Consider the following 2562-nt stretch of genomic DNA (forward strand, 5'->3'; position numbering starts at 1 on the left):
AAGGTCTCAGGGGTCGATGCATGAAAGGAGAAAGTGCCATGCGTCTTTGTGATCGTGATATTGAAGCCTGGCTGGATGAAGGCCGTTTGTCTATTACCCCACGTCCTCCTGTAGAGCGTATCAATGGGGTGACCGTTGATGTACGGTTGGGGAATAAATTCCGCACCTTTAGTGGCCATACTGCACCGTTCATCGACCTCAGCGGGCCGAAGGATGAAGTCAGCGCCGCGCTCGATCGCGTGATGAGTGACGAAATCGTCATTGACGAAGGTGACGCTTTTTATTTGCATCCAGGTGAACTGGCGCTGGCGGTGACGTTCGAATCCGTGACCCTGCCTGCTGACCTCGTCGGCTGGCTGGATGGCCGTTCTTCTCTGGCCCGTCTGGGGCTGATGGTGCACGTGACCGCGCACCGTATCGATCCCGGCTGGTCGGGCCGTATCGTGCTGGAGTTCTTCAATGCCGGCAAACTGCCGCTGGCGCTGCGTCCCGGCATGATGATTGGTGCGTTAAGCTTTGAACCGCTAACCGGCCCGGCAGACAGGCCTTATAACCGCCGGCAGGACGCAAAATACCGCGACCAGCAGGGTGCGGTTGCCAGCCGTATTGATAAAGACTGATCGTTAGTCCATTGAGGATGCCATGAGAAGAGTTCTGACAACGCTGATGATTTTGCTTGTCGTGCTGGTTGCTGGCCTTTCGGCGTTGGTTCTGCTGGTTAACCCTAACGATTTCCGCGCTTACATGGTGCGGCAGGTCGAGGCGCGCAGTGGTTACCAACTGAAGCTCGACGGACCGCTACGCTGGCACGTCTGGCCGCAGCTCAGCATTCTCTCTGGCCGCATGTCGTTAACGGCACCGGGCGCTGCCCAGCCGATCGTGTCTGCGGACAATATGCGTCTCGATGTGGCGCTCATCCCCCTCATTTCTCACCAGTTGCAGGTAAACCAGGTGATGCTCAAAGGGGCGGTCATACAGCTTACCCAGCAGACTGAAGCCGTGCGCAACGCGAATGCGCCGGTTGCACCGCGTGAGAATACCTTACCGGATGAGCCGTCCGATACGGGCTGGTCCTTTGATATTGCCAAACTGAAAGTTGCCGATAGCGTGCTGGTATTCCAGCATGAGGATCAAGAGCAGGTTACGGTTCGCAATATTAATCTGCAGATGGAACAGGATGCGCACCATCTTGCGTCGCTGGAATTCAGCGGGCGAATGAATCGCGACCAGCGCGATCTGACCCTCTCGCTAAATGCCAGGGTCAATGCGTCAGATTATCCCCATCAGCTGACGGCCGATATTCAGCAGCTCAACTGGCAGCTCACGGGCGCAGATCTTCCGACCCAGGGGATCACCGGGCAGGGGACGTTGCAGGCCGTCTGGCGCGAAGAACAAAAACAGCTGGAGCTGGATAACCTCAACCTGCAGGCCAATGACAGCAGCCTGAAGGGGCAGGCGAGCGTCACGCTCGAAGAAAAGCCGAAGTGGGTGCTGAACCTGCAGTTTGACAAGCTCAACCTGGAAAACATCCTGCCGCCGCTACCGGCTGGCACAACGGACAGCGACGCTGTGCAGACAGGACAAAGCCAGCCGCCGGTGTCGCGTCCGGTTATCTCGTCGAATCTTGATCAACCTGACTATAACGCCCTGCGCGGATTCACGGCCGATATCCTATTGAAAGCCAACAGCCTGCGCTGGCGCGGTATGGACTTCACCGATGTGAGCGGCCAGATGTTTAACCACAACGGGTTGCTGGTGATCTCCGAGCTGAGCGGCAAAATGGGGGCAGGGCATCTTTCACTGCCTGGCACGCTGGATGTGCGTAAGGACGAAACCCGCGCGCAATTCCAGCCGCGTCTCGACAACGTTGAGATTGGTACCATCCTCAAAGCCTTTAACTATCCGATATCCCTGACAGGGCAGCTGACGCTGGCGGGGGATTTCTCAGGCACAAAAATTGATGCCGAAGCTTTCCGCCGTGAATGGCAGGGCGAGGCGCACGTGGACCTGAAAGACTCCCGTATGGAAGGTCTTAACTTCCAGCAGCTGGTACAGCAGGCAGTGGAGCGCAGCAGTGACGTCAAAGCGCAGGAAAACTACGATAGCGTCACGCGGCTCGACAGTTTCTCCACGGATCTGACGCTGGATAACGGGCAACTGACGCTGGCAGCTATGCAGGGAACCTCTTCTATGCTGTCGTTGACGGGAGAAGGCTCGCTGGATCTGGTCAAAGAGACGGCGGACACGCGCTTTAACGTCCGGGTACTTTCCGGCTGGCAGGGCGAAAGTAAGCTGATTGATTTCCTGAAAGAGACGCCAGTGCCGCTTAGCGTCTATGGTAAATGGCAGGCGCTGAATTACAGCCTTCAGGTGGATCAGATCCTGCGTAAGCATCTGCAGGATGAAGCGAAACGTCGGCTTAATAGCTGGGCAGATCGTAATAAAGATTCCCAGAACGGCAAGGATGTGAAGAAACTGCTGGATAAGCTTTGATGCCAGTTGTGCCGGGTGGCGGCTTCGCCTTACCCGGCCTACAAAAGCCTGACGTCGTAGGCCGGGTAA

2 protein-coding genes are annotated in these 2562 nt (G+C 56.8%); both read left to right on the forward strand.

Annotated features, from left to right (window positions below):
• The first annotated feature begins 38 nt into the window (after positions 1 to 38).
• Positions 39 to 620, forward strand: a complete 582-nt coding sequence (gene dcd / locus L977_RS03910) for a dCTP deaminase (RefSeq protein ID WP_014884513.1) — start codon at positions 39 to 41, stop codon at positions 618 to 620.
• A 22-nt stretch (positions 621 to 642) separates the two neighbouring features.
• On the forward strand, positions 643 to 2493 hold the full coding sequence (gene asmA / locus L977_RS03915) for an outer membrane assembly protein AsmA (RefSeq protein ID WP_047624871.1): 1851 nt from the start codon (positions 643 to 645) through the stop codon (positions 2491 to 2493).
• The last annotated feature ends 69 nt before the right edge of the window (positions 2494 to 2562 follow it).

This window comes from Enterobacter sp. ZOR0014 (assembly GCF_000798855.1).
Lineage (GTDB): Bacteria > Pseudomonadota > Gammaproteobacteria > Enterobacterales > Enterobacteriaceae > Enterobacter > Enterobacter kobei.